This is a genomic window from Sinomonas sp. (assembly GCF_036848755.1).
Lineage (GTDB): Bacteria > Actinomycetota > Actinomycetes > Actinomycetales > Micrococcaceae > Sinomonas.
Genome location: NZ_DAIUJO010000019.1, coordinates 14,365 through 29,032, shown reverse-complemented (window position 1 = coordinate 29,032; position 14,668 = coordinate 14,365). Strand labels below are relative to the sequence as shown.

At 68.0% G+C, this 14,668-nt stretch carries 16 protein-coding genes; 4 read left to right on the top strand and 12 right to left on the bottom strand.

Translation table 11 applies throughout. The features are described from left to right. Positions 1 to 61 precede the first annotated feature (61 nt). On the top strand, positions 62 to 931 hold the full coding sequence (locus tag V7053_RS04750; protein ID WP_334171119.1) for a class II glutamine amidotransferase: 870 nt from the start codon (positions 62 to 64) through the stop codon (positions 929 to 931). A 208-nt stretch (positions 932 to 1,139) separates the two neighbouring features. Here V7053_RS04750 and V7053_RS04745 read toward each other — a convergent pair whose 3' ends face one another. The 4 genes from V7053_RS04745 to ychF form a co-directional block, all read right to left on the bottom strand. Continuing rightward, positions 1,140 to 1,358, bottom strand: coding sequence for a hypothetical protein (locus V7053_RS04745; RefSeq protein WP_334171118.1), 219 nt, complete (start codon positions 1,356 to 1,358; stop codon positions 1,140 to 1,142). Between the two features lie 191 nt (positions 1,359 to 1,549). Further along, positions 1,550 to 1,807, bottom strand: coding sequence for a hypothetical protein (locus V7053_RS04740; RefSeq protein WP_334171117.1), 258 nt, complete (start codon positions 1,805 to 1,807; stop codon positions 1,550 to 1,552). Between the two features lie 140 nt (positions 1,808 to 1,947). Next, on the bottom strand, positions 1,948 to 2,712 hold the full coding sequence (locus tag V7053_RS04735) for a hypothetical protein (RefSeq protein WP_334171116.1): 765 nt from the start codon (positions 2,710 to 2,712) through the stop codon (positions 1,948 to 1,950). A 557-nt stretch (positions 2,713 to 3,269) separates the two neighbouring features. Continuing rightward, positions 3,270 to 4,355 (bottom strand): redox-regulated ATPase YchF, encoded by a 1,086-nt coding sequence (gene ychF, locus V7053_RS04730; protein ID WP_334171115.1) that lies wholly within the window; start codon positions 4,353 to 4,355, stop codon positions 3,270 to 3,272. A 63-nt stretch (positions 4,356 to 4,418) separates the two neighbouring features. Between ychF and V7053_RS04725 the strand changes: the two genes are divergently transcribed. Further along, complete coding sequence (locus V7053_RS04725) at positions 4,419 to 5,630, top strand: DNA recombination protein RmuC (protein ID WP_334171114.1); 1,212 nt, start codon at positions 4,419 to 4,421, stop codon at positions 5,628 to 5,630. On the opposite strand, the gene V7053_RS04720 is transcribed toward V7053_RS04725, so the two are convergent. Further along, positions 5,627 to 6,712, bottom strand: a complete 1,086-nt coding sequence (locus V7053_RS04720) for a 4-hydroxy-3-methylbut-2-enyl diphosphate reductase (protein WP_334171113.1) — start codon at positions 6,710 to 6,712, stop codon at positions 5,627 to 5,629. The genes V7053_RS04725 and V7053_RS04720 overlap by 4 nt on opposite strands. A 17-nt stretch (positions 6,713 to 6,729) precedes the next feature. Next, on the bottom strand, positions 6,730 to 7,575 hold the full coding sequence (locus V7053_RS04715; RefSeq protein ID WP_334171112.1) for a hypothetical protein: 846 nt from the start codon (positions 7,573 to 7,575) through the stop codon (positions 6,730 to 6,732). A gap of 178 nt (positions 7,576 to 7,753) precedes the next feature. On the opposite strand from V7053_RS04715, the gene xseA reads away from it, so the two are divergent. Next, the gene (gene xseA, locus V7053_RS04710) at positions 7,754 to 9,103 is read left to right on the top strand and encodes an exodeoxyribonuclease VII large subunit (RefSeq protein WP_334171132.1); all 1,350 of its coding nucleotides are present in this window, start codon (positions 7,754 to 7,756) and stop codon (positions 9,101 to 9,103) included. Continuing rightward, the gene (locus V7053_RS04705; protein WP_334171111.1) at positions 9,096 to 9,338 is read left to right on the top strand and encodes an exodeoxyribonuclease VII small subunit; all 243 of its coding nucleotides are present in this window, start codon (positions 9,096 to 9,098) and stop codon (positions 9,336 to 9,338) included. The genes xseA and V7053_RS04705 overlap by 8 nt, the downstream gene beginning before the upstream one ends. A gap of 10 nt (positions 9,339 to 9,348) precedes the next feature. Here V7053_RS04705 and V7053_RS04700 read toward each other — a convergent pair whose 3' ends face one another. From V7053_RS04700 to V7053_RS04675, 6 genes are all read right to left on the bottom strand, one after another. Continuing rightward, positions 9,349 to 10,212, bottom strand: a complete 864-nt coding sequence (locus tag V7053_RS04700; RefSeq protein WP_334171110.1) for a PPK2 family polyphosphate kinase — start codon at positions 10,210 to 10,212, stop codon at positions 9,349 to 9,351. An 18-nt stretch (positions 10,213 to 10,230) separates the two neighbouring features. Continuing rightward, positions 10,231 to 11,451, bottom strand: coding sequence for a pyridoxal phosphate-dependent aminotransferase (locus tag V7053_RS04695; protein WP_334171109.1), 1,221 nt, complete (start codon positions 11,449 to 11,451; stop codon positions 10,231 to 10,233). An 83-nt stretch (positions 11,452 to 11,534) separates the two neighbouring features. Beyond that, positions 11,535 to 12,494, bottom strand: coding sequence for an ABC transporter substrate-binding protein (locus V7053_RS04690; RefSeq protein WP_334171108.1), 960 nt, complete (start codon positions 12,492 to 12,494; stop codon positions 11,535 to 11,537). Continuing rightward, positions 12,491 to 13,195 carry an ABC transporter permease gene (locus V7053_RS04685; RefSeq protein ID WP_334171107.1) on the bottom strand — a complete coding sequence of 235 codons (705 nt, stop codon included), beginning with the start codon at positions 13,193 to 13,195 and terminating at the stop codon, positions 12,491 to 12,493. The genes V7053_RS04690 and V7053_RS04685 overlap by 4 nt, the downstream gene beginning before the upstream one ends. Further along, on the bottom strand, positions 13,192 to 13,881 hold the full coding sequence (locus V7053_RS04680; protein WP_334171106.1) for an ABC transporter permease: 690 nt from the start codon (positions 13,879 to 13,881) through the stop codon (positions 13,192 to 13,194). The genes V7053_RS04685 and V7053_RS04680 overlap by 4 nt, the downstream gene beginning before the upstream one ends. Continuing rightward, on the bottom strand, positions 13,881 to 14,668 hold a 788-nt coding region (locus V7053_RS04675), incomplete at its 5' end, for an ATP-binding cassette domain-containing protein (protein ID WP_334171105.1). The genes V7053_RS04675 and V7053_RS04680, both read right to left, overlap by 1 nt.

The following is a 14,668-nucleotide window of genomic DNA, read 5'->3' as shown; positions in this document are numbered from 1 at the left end:
GGAGCGTCCTTCCCTCCCAGTAGAGTGAGCCCAGCGCCGTCAAAAGACACTGGGAGGGGCGATGTGCCGCCTGTTCGGACTGCACTCGGGCCGCGCGCGGACCCACGCGACCTTCTGGCTGCTGAACGCACCGGAGAGCCTGTTGGAGCAGAGCCGGCGGGAGCCGGACGGAACGGGAGTGGGCATCTTCACCCCCGAGGGACATCCCAAGGTGGAGAAACAAGCGGTGGCCGCGTGGCAGGATCGCGCCTTCGCGAGGGAGGCCCGGGACCTCGAGAGCACTACCTTCGTAGCCCACGTTCGCTACGCGAGCACGGGGGCACACACCTACGTCAACACCCATCCGTTCGAGCAGGCAGGCAGACTCTTCGCCCACAACGGGGCCTTCACGGGACTGGCGCTGCTCGAGCAGCGGCTGGAGGATCTGGGGGCAGCAGGACTCGTGCGCGGCGAAACCGACAGCGAGCGGATGTTCGCCCTCATCACGGCCGAAACCCGGCACGCTGGCGGCAACCTTGAGGAAGGCATCGTCAGGGCGGTGTCGTGGATGGCCGAAGAACTCCCGATCTTCAGCCTGAACTTCATCATCACCACGGCCACGGATCTGTGGGCCCTCCGTTACCCTGAGTCGCACGAGCTCTACGTCCGCGAGGACCACACCGGCGCTGCCGCGGCTCCCCAGAGGCTCGAGGCGACGAGTCCTCGAATCAGCGTTCGCAGCGAGGACATGGCGGACCGCGTCCTCGTCGCCACCAAACGTATGGACGACGATCCACGGTGGCGTCTCATGGGGCCCGGAGAACTGCTCCACGTCGGCCCCGACCTCCGCCCCGCGTCAAGCCGCCCGTTCCCCCGGAGCCCTGCACGCCAACTCGAACTCAGCGATCTCAACGCGAAGGCGGCGGCCTCTCAAGAGCCCCACGAGAGGTAGCAGTCGGTTTTGGAGCCCTACCCGCGGGTAGGCAGCAGGAGTGGCGGGTCCGGCCACGAGCCAATTCGGTGTCGTGAGGGAGCACCGGGCCCGTCACCTCAATGCTCGACCGACGACGGGCGAGTCACACGTTGAAGCGGAACTCGGCGCCAACCCCTTCCCTCATCGGAGGCCCCCGCCGAAGTCTGCAACGGCGAGTTCCCTGCGGTCAGGGCGCAGGCGAGGTGAGCGGGGCTGCCGGGATCATCGGGGAGACCACCACTCCGGGTATCGGGGTGGCCTGCAGCGGCACAACGCGGACGCTGTGGGTCGCCGGGACCGGCAGGCGGACCGCGGGCTCATGGCCTGCGGCGGATGCGACGGCGGCGGCAGCGAGAGACGCAACCACCGCCCCTCCGGCCAGCAGGGCTGCTGCTGTTCGCCTCATTTGCCCTCCAAGCATGCGGGCTCGCCGCTGGGGGCGGGCACCGTAGCCTCCGAGAGCGCCCCGGGACGAGCCCGCATAGGCACATCCTGCACCCTCGCCCTGGCCGCGGGCACCATGACTGCTGCTCTCAGTTGTGGTCTGGTGCGATCCGGCAACCCTTCCGCCCCGCGGAATGGCAGTCCCATCCGACATCAGCGGGAAGCCTCCTTCACGAGGAAGTCGTCCGCCACTTCGACCCACGTGTCAGAAGGATCCTTGCTCACGGCGATTTGCCCGGTGTTCGGAACGATCAGCCGACCCTCGTCGCTCTCACCGTTCAGCCCGACCCGGAGCCCGTGGCCTTCAAAACCCCTGACATGCCCGCACCCCATCGACTTTCCAGTGCCGTCTGGGCTGACGGGGATCAGGCAGATCAGGTCACCGCCCTTGGAGACCGCGTAATAGCGCATGGTCTTGGTCTGGCCGAAGTAGCGAGAGCTGCCGCGTCGAGTTCGAAAACGCGCCCAGGGTCCAGCTCCGCAAGCTCGATCTGCAGGCGCGCCGTCGGGCGCATGCACTGCTGAACGCAGCGCATCGGATGGGAGGAGAGTCAGAACCCGTGCTCGGGCAGGTGCTTCATGTCCTCGCGCCAGAGCCGGTAGCGTGCCCGCTCCTGCGGCCACTCCACCCCATCGTCGCCCTCGATCCTGCTCTTGAGCATGCCCGGGGCTTCCTGCCCGACCACCTTCAGTGCCCGTTCCAGCCGCTGCCGGACCTCTCGCAGCCACCCCCTGACGGGGGCGAGGGGGATCCCCCAGATCCACACCTCATCCGACTCCGGCAGCGGCAGCTCGAATACCGCCCACGGGTCATCGCGTGCCAGCTCCCGGAACCGGGCCAGCGCTTCCCTGCCGCGCCCCCTCGCGAGCCGTTCTTGGCTCTCGAAGAAGGCCTTCGCGTGCTCGGTCTCCATCACCGCCTGCGGAGACCTGCCGTACTGATCCCAGTGCTCGGAGGCGGTCCTCAGGTCCCGCAGCAGCGTTTCCTCCTTCAGAGCCGTCCGCTTCAGCGCCGTCAGCGGCCGCCACGGCAGCCGGTCGTGGGCTCGGAACACGCTGCCGACCGCCGAGAGGAGGAATGCCCCTTCGATCCGCTCCTGTAGGTGCAGCGCCACAGTAGGTACGAGAACAGGAGGTCGGGACTCGTCGCGTCTCTCCGGATGGGCCTCCAGCAGGGACCTCGTGCGCGCGTCCAGCAGCGCCGCCGCATTAAACACCGCCGCCCTCTGGAACCTTGCGCACTGCATCTCCGCTGCCTCGACCCACATCAGGCCCGCGGACCACACCTCGATGTCCTCGTCGTCCTGCTTCCCCATGCGGCCAATCCTCGCACCGGAGTGCGGATCGCCGCTGCAGCCCCAGAGGGTTCCCGAAGGAAATGACCGACTGAAGCGTTCAGGGACAGTCACAGGCTGAGGGCTCAAGAGCGGGTCCCCTGCCACCGCCACCGGCCCTCCGCAGGCGTCCCGGCGCACCCTGTACGAGAGAGCACGGCCCGCACCCCTCCGTCGAGTTCTCAGAAGACTGGACCGACAACCAGGTGGACGCCTGACGGGCTCCCACCTCCGCGCTCGGAGCCGCAGCGATGCGCGCCAGGGTGCGATCGGCGGGCGCCAATACGAGCCCCAACAAGCGGCCATCGAAGCTTAGCTCCGGCCACACGTCGTCCAACGCAACCCAGCCGGGGTCGCCGATGAGGACGGCATGCCGGCTTTGGCTGACGCAGGCGCAGCACTGGTGGCCTTGGTCCAAACAGCGACAGCATCGGGCCCAGTGGTGAACGGCTGGCCATCCACAGTCCTTTACCACTAGGCCCGGCACACGGGTATCGAAGAGGCCTGATCCCAGCAATCTCGCGGGAATCCAGCCCGCATCACACGTTGAAGCGGAACTCCACGACGTCGCCGTCGGCCATCACATAGTCCTTGCCTTCGATTCGGACCTTGCCGCGCGCCTTCGCCTCGTTCATCGAACCCGCATCGACGAGGTCCTTGAAGTGGACAACCTCGGCCTTGATGAAGCCCCGCTGGAAGTCCGTATGGATGACGCCAGCCGCCTGCGGCGCCGTGTCCCCCCGATGGATTGTCCATGCTCGAGCTTCCTTCGGCCCCGCCGTGAGGTAGGTCTGGAGGCCCAGCGTGTGGAAGCCGACTCGGGCGAGCTGGTCCAGTCCGGACTCGTCCTGCCCGTTCATCTCGAGCATCTCGCGCGCCTCTTCCTCCGAGAGCTCGACGAGGTCGGCCTCAAGCTTGGCGTCGAGGAAGACACAGTCCGCGGGGGCGACGAGGGCGCGAAGCTCGGCCTGCTTCTCCGGGCTTCCGAGTACGCCTTCGTCTGCGTTGAAGACATAGATGAAGGGTTTGGCCGTGAGGAGGTTGAGCTCCTTGAGGGCGTCCATGTCAAGCTTGTCCGTCTGGACCGCGGAGATGATGGTGTCACCTCGCTCGAGAACCCCCTGAGCGGCCTGCAGCGCGGCGAGCTCGGCGGCGTCACGCTTCTTGTTCTTGACTTCCTTCTCGACGCGCGGCAAGGCCTTCTCGACCGTCTGGAGGTCGGCGAGGATGAGCTCGGTGTGGATGGTCTCGATGTCCGACCGGGGATCGACACGGCCCTCGACATGGACGACGTCGGGATCGTCGAACACGCGGACGACCTGCGCGATCGCCTGCGCCTCGCGGATGTTGGCGAGGAACTGGTTGCCCAGGCCCTCGCCCTCCGACGCGCCCTTGACGATACCGGCGATGTCGACGAAGGAGACCGTCGCGGGGAGGATGCGCTCCGACTTGAAGATCTCGGCAAGCTGCCCGAGCCGTGGGTCGGGAAGGCTCACGACCCCGACGTTCGGCTCGATCGTCGCGAACGGGTAGTTCGCCGCGAGGACCTGGTTGCGCGTCAGCGCGTTGAAGAGCGTCGACTTTCCGACGTTGGGGAGACCGACGATGCCGATAGTGAGAGCCACGGTCATCCATCATACCGGCGCCCTCGTCCCAGAATTGTCGGTGCCCCATGCCAAGGTGAGTCCATGGACGGAACTCAGACTCTCGTGACACTCCTCGTGGCGCTGCTGGCCCTCATTCTCGGCGCGTTGGCCGGCTTCGCGTTGGCCCGTCGCCGAGCAGCGCACGACGGCGGCACGTCGCCAACGCTCCAGGCTCGCGTCTCCCACCTTGAGGCACAGTTGGCCGGAGCCACCGCGGAGAGGGACCTGCTTGCGCGCCAGAACGCCGCGCTCACGACGCTCGACGAGCAGGAGAACAGCGTCCTCCGCGCGCTCGCACCGGTTGCGGAGAAGCTCGGGGCCGTCCAGCGCCAGGTCGCACTCCTCGAACGCGACCGCGTCGAGCAGTACGGCCAGCTCGCGCAACAGCTTCAATCCGCCCGAGAGTCGGACGCAGCCCTCCTCCAGACGACCCATGCACTGAACGCGGCCCTGTCCAACAACGCCTCGCGCGGAACCTGGGGGGAGGTACAGCTGCGCCGGGTCGTGGAGGCCGCAGGCATGCTGGAACGGGTCGACTTCAGCGAGCAGGTCACGGCCTCCGGGGAAGCGGGCGCACACCGTCCGGACCTCGTCGTGCACCTCCCCGGGCAGAAGCACATCATCGTCGACGCCAAGGTCCCGCTTGCCGCGTACCTCAGAGCCCAAGGGCTCACGCAGGATGCGAGTGCTCCGGCCCTCGAGGCGCGGAGACGCCACCTCGCCGACCATGCCAAGGCCCTGCGCACCCACGTGGACGTGCTCGGCACCAAGAAGTACTGGGAATCCGTCGGGGCGAGCCCCGAGCTCGTCGTCTGCTTCCTTCCAGCCGAATCCTTCCTTGCCGAAGCCCTCATCGAGGACCCAGGACTCCTCGACTACGCGTTCTCGCGGAACGTGGCACTCGCATCACCCGCGACGCTCATCGCTCTCCTGAAGGGGGTCGCCTTTGGCTGGCGGCAGGAGCTCCTCACGGAGAACGCCCGCGAACTGTTCGAGCTCTCACAGCAGCTGTACAGCCGGCTGGGCACGATGGGAGGCCACGTCGCGAAGCTCGGGACGTCGCTCAAATCCTCGGTGGAGCGCTACAACGCGTTCGTCGGCGCCCTCGAATCTCGCGTCCTCCCCACGGCCCGACGGATCAGCGCCCTCGACCCGGGGGCGCCGGAGACGCTGCCCGAGCTTGCTCCGCTCGCAAGCACGCCGAGGGTGCTGAGCGCGAGCGAACTGCTCGACGAGCTCTCGCAGGCCGGCTAGCTCGTGGGGCGCTGGCCGCGGCCGCCGAGCCCGCGGCTGCCATCGCCCATCTCCTTGAGAGTGGCTCGGAGCTCCTTCGGGAGGGAGAAGAGGATGTCCTCTTCCGCGGTCACGACTTCCTCGACCGTCTCGTAGCCGTAGTCGGCCGCGAGCCGAAGGACCTCCTGGACGAGTACCTCCGGCACCGACGCGCCGGAGGTCACGCCGATGGTCTCCACTCCCTCGAACCAGGATTCGTCGACCTCGTTCGCGAAGTCGACCCGGTAGGCCTTCTTGGCGCCGTATTCGAGCGCGACCTCGACGAGCCGCACCGAATTGGACGAGTTCGCCGAGCCCACCACGATCACAAGGTCCGCTTGAGGCGCGATCTTCTTGATGGCGGCCTGGCGGTTCGAGGTCGCGTAGCAGATGTCGTCGCTCGGCGGGTCCTGGAGGTTCGGAAAGCGCTCGCGCAGGCGGCGAACGGTCTCCATCGTCTCGTCCACGGAGAGCGTGGTCTGAGAGAGCCAGATAAGACGGTCAGGGTCGCGGACTTCGATCGTGTCCGCTTCCTCGGGCGAGTTCACAATCTGCGTGTGCTCCGGGGCCTCGCCGTACGTACCCTCGACCTCTTCGTGGCCCTCATGGCCGATCAGCAGAATCTCGTAATCGCCTTTCGCGAACCGCACAGCCTCGCGGTGGACCTTGGTCACGAGCGGACACGTGGCATCGATGGTCCGCAGCCCCCGGTCCTCGGCCGATCGGACTACCGCCGGGCTCACGCCGTGCGCCGAGAAGACCACGAGCGAGCCCTCCGGGACCTCGTCCGTCTCGTCGACGAAGATCGCGCCCCGCTCCTCGAGTGTCTCGACGACGTGGCGGTTGTGGACGATCTGCTTCCGGACGTAGACCGGCGGACCGTAGTGCTCGAGCGCCTTCTCTACTGCGATGACGGCCCGGTCGACCCCAGCGCAATAGCCGCGCGGAGCGGCGAGCAGGACGCGCTTCTTACCTGCGACCTGAACCGCCGCAGCCACTTCCTCAGGAGTCCGGCGACGTCGTGGAACCGAGGGCATGGACAGGGAAACGGGCGCGGAAGACATGATCCAATGCTAGCGAGTCACCACCGCGCGTCGGTCCGAACCCTCTGCCTGCGGCGAACCGCGCCGAGCACCGCCCCGAACACGAGCAGCGCCGCTCCCGCGATCGCGACGGCTGCGATCCACGTTTCAAAGTTCGCTGCCGCGAGCTCCGCAGCCCTGGCGCCGAACGTCGACGACATCGACCCTGCGCTCCCCTGAGACGACGCTACGGCCGGGACGAGGCCGACCGCCCCTTGATAGAGCGCGGCAACCAGCAGCAGGCCGATGCCTGCCCACGCCAAGGCGACCCCGCGCCGTCGTGCGAACAGCAGGCCCAGAACAAACGCAAGGACCGCGCCCAAGCTCAGCGGGAGGGACAGTGCGGCGAGGTCCTGCGCGCCCGTGAGCCAGGAGCGCTGCTGGGCCGTCCCCACTTGGACTTGAAGGGTGGAGGGACCTGGAATGTTCACGTTGAGCGAACTGCCGACCCGCTTCGCCATGAGCGCTGCCACGGGCCGGAGTTCGAGCTCGAAGGCGTTCGCCGAGGCTTTGTCGGGGCTGAAGTTGATCTGATGGCTGGCCCGGAGCGTGTCGTTCCATGCCTGGGGGAAGCCAGGATCGGACACGAGGCTCGTTGCCAGCCCCTGGACCGCCTGCTGGGCGACCGGGCGCAGCACCGAGGGGATGCTCGAGTCCGAGATGACCGCAGTGTCGAGATTCGAGATGAGAGTCGACTGGAGCTGCTTGTCAGTGCTCATCGGGGAAAGCAGCTGAACGAACCCGGACTCGTCGACAACATTCCGGTCGAGCCACGATGCGGGGACCGCCACGGCGGTCAGGACGACGGCGAGCAGCACTGAGAGTGCGGAGAGAACGGTACGCATGGCTTCCCGGGGTCGGCGACAACGCACCTATCGTAGAGGGCGAAGCTGATCGCTTCTGGACGACGAGCCGCGTCGGACTGTCGGTGGCCCGTGATAGATGTGGGACATGACCCAGCGCTCCGGAGAGGGGGAGGACATGCCTGAGTCGGCCGAGCCGCTAGACGCCATGGCCTTCGGAATGTCCGACGGGCCCGCGGAGGACGCCGCCGAACCTGCGGAGACCCCCAAGAGCCTTCCGGAGCGCGCCGCGGACACGTCCCCGGACAATCCCTGGCCCCTCGCGCTGCTCTCCCGCAAGCTCAAGGAGCATATCGACCGGTCGCCCCAAGTCTGGGTCGAGGGGCAGGTGATCGAGTTGAGCCGGCGCGGCACGAATGCGTTCCTCACGCTGCGCGACGTCGAGGCGGAGATCTCACTGTCCGCCTCCGCGTGGGGCCAAGTCATGGCCCGGCTCAAGGAACCGCTCGAACGCGGCTCACGCGTCGTTGCCCTCGTCAAGCCCGAAATGTGGCTCAAAACCGGCCGCCTCAACATGCAGGTACGCGATATCCGCCCCGTCGGCCTCGGCGACCTGCTCGCCCGCATCGAACGGCTGCGGCAGTCCCTCGGCGCGGAGGGCCTGTTCGCCGAATCGCGCAAGCGCCGCCTCCCCCTCCTCCCCCACCGCATCGGTCTCATCACGGGCCGCGACTCGGACGCGAAGAAGGACGTGCTGCGCAACGCCGCGCTGCGCTGGCCGGCCGTCCACTTCGAGATCCGCGAGGTCGCAGTCCAAGGAGCGAGCGCCGTGACAGAGGTCATCTCGGCGCTGCGCGAGCTCGATGCCATTGAGGAGGTCGACGTGATCGTCGTAGCCCGGGGCGGCGGCTCTCTCGAGGATCTCCTGCCGTTCAGCGACGAGCGCCTGGTGCGGGCTGTCGCGCAGGCCGCAACGCCGGTCGTCAGCGCCATCGGCCACGAGGCGGACAGGCCGATCCTGGACGATGTCGCCGACCTCCGAGCGTCCACCCCCACGGACGCCGCGAAGCGCATCGTCCCCGAGGTCACCGAGGAGCTTGCCCGTGTCCGGCAGTGCCGCGAACGCCTCGAACGCCAGATAGCCCTGCACGTCGCACGGGAGGGACAGCAGCTCATGCTCCTCCGCAGCCGCCCTGTCCTCGCCAGGCCCGAGCAGATGCTCGACATCCGCCATGACGATCTCGAGCGGCTCCTCCGCCGTGCGCACCACGCGGTGGGAGCCGCCGTCGCCCGCGGCCACGACGCCGTCCAGCATCTCCGCGCCCAAGTCAGGGCCCTCTCGCCGCAGCAGACCCTGGACCGCGGCTACTCCGTGGTTCAACTGCTCGACGGCCCTGCGGCCGCCGTCATCCGGGCGCCCGACGACGCGCCCACCGGCACCGCGCTCCGCGTCCGGCTCTCCCGCGGCGCCATTGTCGCAACGTCGGAAGGCGAACTCGCCTCAGCCACCCGGAACACCGCACACGAGCCAAGCCCATCCCAGGCAGACGGAGGAACCCAGCATGACTGAAGCCCAGCAGGACGCCTTCGCGGAGTTGAGCTACGAGGAAGCCAGGGAGCAGCTTGTCGCTGTCGTCGCAAAGCTCGAGGCCGGCGGCGTGAGCCTCGAGGAATCGCTCGCGCTCTGGGAGCGAGGCGAGGCGCTCGCGCAACGCTGCGAGGAGTGGCTCGGCGCCGCCCCCCGCCGGCTCGATGCCGCCCGCCATCAGCCCGAAACGGGCAGCACGCCGACCTCAAGCGAATAGCCTGGGCCGTTCAGCTCTTTGCGAGCCGCTGCTTCTCGGCCTCGACGTCGAACGACGCGGGCGGCCACTGCGGATCCATCCGCTCGAGCACGCCGAGCATCAGATCCTGCACGACGAGGCGCGAGTACCATTTGTTGTCCGCCGGGACCACATACCAGGGCGCGTAAGCGGTGCTGGTCCTGACGAGAGCCGCCTCGTAGGCCGCCATGTAGTCGTCCCAGCGCAGCCGCTCGTCGACGTCTCCGGGATCGTATTTCCAGTGCTTCGTGGGATCGGCCAGTCGGGCCGAAAGCCGGCGGAGCTGCTCGGTCTTGCTGATGTGCAGCATGATCTTGAGGACTCGGGTCCCGTCCTCATGGAGTCGTGACTCGAAGTCCTGGATCGCCGAATACCGCCGTTCGAGCTCCCGGGATTCCGCCCAGCCGTGCACACGGTGGATGAGGACGTCTTCGTAATGTGAGCGGTCGAAGCACCCGATCATGCCTGGGCCAGGAAGCTGACGTTCCACGCGCCAGAGGAAGTCGTGGCGCTCCTCGGTCTCCGTGGGCGGCCCGAAGGAGGCCAGCTGGACGCCTTGGACATCGACAGCGCTCACCACGTGCCGGATGACCCCTCCCTTGCCGGAGGTGTCCATGCCCTCGAGAACGAGGAGGAGCGAACGACGGCGCCCTGAGCGTCCCTCCGCGAACAGACGCTCCTGGAGCCGGGTGAGGCGCGAACTCCTCGCGGACAGCACCGCCTTGCCGTCCGACTTGCGCCCGGCGAACGCGGGGGTCGAGGCGGGATCCACTGCTGCGAGCGAGAAGTCCGGCCCGACGCCGAACAGGTGCTCCGGGCTGTCCTCAAAGACCTTCTCAGCCGCGCGCTGCGTCATTGCTGCCTCCGGGGTGAGTCAGTTCCCTTCGTACCTGCTGAGGAAGTCCGCCATGCGGCCGATCGCTTCCTCGATGTCCGCTACGGCCGGAAGGGTGACCATCCGGAAGTGGTCGGGCGCGTGCCAGTTGAATGCCCGGCCGTGCGAGACGAGGATCTTCTGCTCGCGCAGGAGATCGAGGACGAAGCGCTCGTCGTCCTTGATCGGATAGACCTCGGGGTCGAGGCGCGGGAACAGATATAGGGCGCCCTTGGCCTGGCGGGTGGACACACCGGGGATCGCGTTGAGCATCTCGTACGCCTTGTTGCGCTGCTCGAGCAGGCGGCCGCCTGGGAGGATCAGATCGTTGATGCTCTGGTACCCGCCCAGGGCAGTCTGAATCGCATGCTGCGCCGGCACATTCGCGCACAGACGCATGTTCGCCAGAAGGTTGATGCCCTCAAGGTAGTCGGCCGCGGTCTTCTTCGGCCCCGAGATCGCCATCCACCCGGCCCGATACCCGCAGACGCGGTATGCCTTGGACAGGCCGCTGAACGTCAGGCACAGCACCTCCTCGTCCGTGAACGCGGCCATGTTGGTGTGGGTGTTCCCGTCGTAGAGGATCTTCTCGTAGATCTCGTCGGCGAAGACGATGAGCCCGTGCTGCTCGGCAAGCGCCGCGATCCGCCTCAGGGTCGAGTCCGAGTACACGGCGCCGGTGGGGTTGTTCGGGTTGATCACCACAATGCCCTTGGTGCGCGGCGTGATCTTCGCCTCGAGGTCCTCGAGGTCCGGCTCCCAGTCCGCCTCCTCGACGCACGAGTAGTGCACCGCCCGGCCGCCCGCAAGCGAGACCGACGCCGTCCAGAGGGGGTAGTCGGGGGTCGGGACCAGGATTTCGTCACCCTGCTCGAGGAGCGCCATGAGCGAGAGGGTGATGAGCTCGCTCACGCCGTTGCCGAGGTAGATGTCGTCGACGCCGATGTTCTGGATGCCACGCGTCTGGTAGTACTGCGAGACCGCGGTCCGCGCGGAGAAGATGCCGCGGGAGTCGCTGTAGCCCTGCGCGTGCGGGAGGTGCCGGATCATGTCGACGAGGATGGCGTCGGGAGCCTCGAAGCCGAACGGGGCCGGGTTGCCGATGTTCAGCTTGAGGATCTTGTGACCCTCGGCCTCCATCTGCTGGGCAGCTTCCAGAATCGGTCCCCGGATGTCGTAGAGGACGTTGTGGAGCTTGGAAGACTGCTTGAACTCGGCCATTCCCTAAGAATGCCACAGGGTGTGGGCGTCCCTTTCGAGATTCCGCTCACACCCTGTGGCATTGCTTTCGCTGCCGGGAAGGGCTAGGACGCGAGGCCCTTGTCCTTGAGCCAGGCCTTCGCAGCGTCGGCCGGGCTCTGCTTCTGGTTGCCGCTCACGGCGCGGTTGAGGTTGATCAGGTCCGTGGTCGTGAGCTTGGACGAGACATTGTTGAGCACCTTCTTCGCCGCGTCGGTCAGGTTGGCCGTGTTCACGAGCGGGACGACCTGCTGGGCGATGAAGTTGTTCTTCGGGTCGGCCAGGACCACGAGGTCGTTGTCCGGGATCGAGGGGGTCGTCGTGAAGATGTCGGCCACCTGGATGTCGTTCGAGAGGAGGGCCTTGAGCGTGACGGGGCCGCCGCCGTCGTTGAACGGCTGGAACTGCTTCGGCACGCAGTTGTACTTGTCCTTGAGGCCGGGCAGGCCGTAGGCGCGCTGTTCGAAGGTCGCGGGGGCACCGATGACAAGGTCGCTGCAGACCTTCGACATGTCGGCGATGCTCTCGAGCGAGTACTTGGTCGCGGTCGCCTTGGTGACGACCATCGCGTCCTTGTCCTCGGCCTGGGCCGGGTCGAGGACCGAGAGGCCCTTCGGCAGCTTGTTCGGCAGAGCGGACGCGATGTCGGAGGCGGAGACCTGGGTGGCCTTCGGGTCCAAGTAGAGCAGCAGGTTGCCCGTGTAGTCCGGGACGACGTCGATCGAGTCGTCCTGGACGGCCTTGTAGTACACCTCGCGAGCGCCGATGTTGGGCTTCGTCGTCGCGGGGATCCCCGCCGCGTTGAGGGCCCCCGCGTAGAGCTCGGCGATGATCTGGCTCTCGGTGAAGTCCGCGGATCCGACGACGAGGGTCTTGCCGCCGCCGGAGGCCGAACTCGACGCGCCGCCAGAGCTCAGGGGATTCGAAGAGCCTCCGCACGCGCTGAGCGCGAGACTCAATCCGAGGCCCGCGGCCAGTGCGGCGACCGCCCGGCGGCGCGGGATGGAGGGCAGGTGACTGGTCATGGCATTCCTTCCTGTAGGACCTCCGGGGCCGGGAGCCCCCGTTTGGAGGCCGAGCGAGGACCAAGGCGTCGGAGAAGCACGCCGAGGACGAGGTCGGCGACGACGGCGAGCGCCGCCACGAGGACGGAGCCGCCGAGCATCTGGGGGTAATCGGAGAGGGCGAGGCCGTCGAAGATGTAGCGGCCGAGGCCGCCAAGGTTGGTATAGGCGACGACGGTCGCTGTCGCGATCACCTGGAGCACGGCGGCGCGGATTCCGCCGAAGATGACGGGGGCGGCGTTCGGGAGTTCGACCCCGAACAGGATCTGGAGCTCCCGCATGCCCTGGGCGCGCGCGGCGTCGACCACCACGGGGTCGACGGCGGCGATGCCCGCATACGTTCCCGCCAGGATCGGCGGGACGGTGAGGATCACGAGCGCCCAGATGGGCGGCATGAGCCCGATGCCGGCCAAGAGCACGAACAGGACGAGGAGGCCGAGGGTCGGCACGGCACGCAGCGCGCCCGCGATGGCGACGACGACGACGCGCCCACGGCCCGTATGGCCTACGAACGCCCCGATCGGCAGGGCGATGGCGCTCGCGATGGCCACGGTCAGGAGCGTGTAGAAGATGTGCTCGCCGAGTCGGGTGGGGATGCTCGAGTATCCGGACCACTGGAGGGGATCCGCGAACCAGGCCCACGTCTGTTCGAAGAGGTTCACGCTCGCGCCGCCCTTCGCGTCGGCGCTCCGGCCTCTCTGGCCGCCGCACCGGAGGCGAACCGCGCCCAGGGAGAAAGCAGGCGGCCGAGCACCACGAGGAGGAGGTCCATGATGAGCGCGAGCACGAGGATCGCCACGAGGCCGACGACGATCTCTGTGACGAAGTCGCGCTGGAGTCCCTCCGTGAAAAGGATCCCGAGATTCGGCATGCCGACAAGGGCGGCGACGCTCACGAGCGAGATGTTGCTGACGGAGATCGCCCGAAGCCCTGCGATGAGCACAGGGAGCGAGAGCGGGAGGTCGACTTGGAAGTACCGGCTGACGGAGGTGTGGCCGAGCGCCTGGGCTGCGAGGCTCAGCTCTCCGTCCACGGAATCGAGGGAGTCGAGGGCGGAGCGCATGAGCAGGGCGACCGCGTAGACGGTCAGGGCGACGATGACGTTCACGGGGTCGAGGATCCGCGTGCCGAGGAGCACCGGAAGGATGATGAACAGCGCGAGCGAGGGCACCGTGTACAGCACGGAGCTCAGGGTCAGGAGCGCCGTCCGCCACGCGGGGTGCCTCCGCACGAGCTGGGCGAGCGGGAGGCTGATGACGAGACCGAGCACGAGCGGCACGATCGCCAGGACGAGGTGCTGCCCGGCAAGCGAGGCGATGCGGCCAGCGTTCGCGATGGCCCATTCCATCAGGTGGTCTCCCCCGCCATGGTCTCGGCGCCGGCCTGCGGCCGGCCCCGCGACTCGGCCCGCTCGCGCTGTGCCTCCGCACGTCGACGGTCCGCCTGGGCGATGACCGCGGTGGCGCCGACGGTGCCGACGAACCGGCCGTCGTCGTCCACGACGACGCCGCGTCCCGACGGCGAGGACAGCGCGGCGTCGAGCGCGGTCCGGAGCGACGAACCGGCCCGATGCAGCGAGCCGCCGCTCACTAGCGTGCCGGGATTCTCCGGCGAGGCCCATCCGGCTGGCCGGCCTCCGTCGTCGACCACGACGGTCCACCCCGTGGGCCGCGCCCGATCGAGCTGCGACTTGGTCAACGTCTCGGCGCCGTCCACGGCGAGGCCGCCGTCATCGTAGAAGCCGAGGTGCCGGAACCCGCGGTCGCGGCCCACGAAGCCTGCGACGAAATCGTCGGCGGGCGCCCGAAGGATCTCCTCGGGTCCCGCGACCTGGGCGAGGCGCCCGCCTACCGCGAAGACGGCGATGCGTTCGCCGAGCAGCACGGCCTCGTCGATGTCGTGGGTGACGAACACGATTGTCTTGCCGAGGTCGCGCTGGAGGCGGAGGAGCTCCTGCTGCAGCTCGTGCCGCACCACGGGGTCGACGGCACTGAACGGCTCGTCCATGAGGAGCACGGGGGGATCCGCGGCCAGGGCGCGGGCGACGCCCACGCGCTGTTGCTGACCTCCCGAGAGCTGTGCGGGGTAGCGGCTGGCGAGCGTCTGCGGTAGGCCGACGACGTCGAGCAGCTCCC